The sequence below is a fragment of the Priestia sp. SIMBA_032 genome (assembly GCF_046535215.1).
Lineage (GTDB): Bacteria > Bacillota > Bacilli > Bacillales > Bacillaceae_H > Priestia > Priestia aryabhattai.
The window spans coordinates 1-397 of record NZ_JAWRXD010000192.1 but is presented as its reverse complement, the minus strand read 5'-3'; the positions used below and the strand labels follow the sequence as shown (position 1 = coordinate 397).

The following is a 397-nucleotide window of genomic DNA, read 5'->3' as shown; positions in this document are numbered from 1 at the left end:
ATTTTAGAATTAAAGTGCTTGAGCTGCTGTAATTAAAGCTAACTTGTACACTTCTTCTTCGTTACATCCACGAGACAGGTCATTTACAGGCATGTTTAAACCTTGTAAGATTGGTCCTACTGCTTCGAAGTTACCTAAACGTTGAGCGATTTTGTAGCCGATATTACCAGCTTCTAAGCTTGGGAATACGAATACGTTAGCATCACCTTTAATTGTAGAACCTGGAGCTTTTTTCTCAGCTACAGATGGTACGAATGCAGCATCGAATTGGAATTCTCCATCTAAAGTTAACTCAGGAGCCATTTCTTTTGCAATGCGAGTTGCTTCTACAACTTTTTCTGTTTCTGGAGATTTCGCAGAACCTTTTGTAGAGAAGCTTAACATAGCAACACGTGGA

General features: G+C 39.3%; 1 protein-coding gene. It reads right to left on the bottom strand.

Annotation, left to right across the window (positions count from 1 at the left end; genetic code table 11):
* Positions 1-9: 9 nt before the first annotated feature.
* Positions 10-397: phosphate acyltransferase (locus tag SB717_RS33965; RefSeq protein ID WP_410907210.1), on the bottom strand; the 388-nt coding region annotated here is incomplete at its 5' end.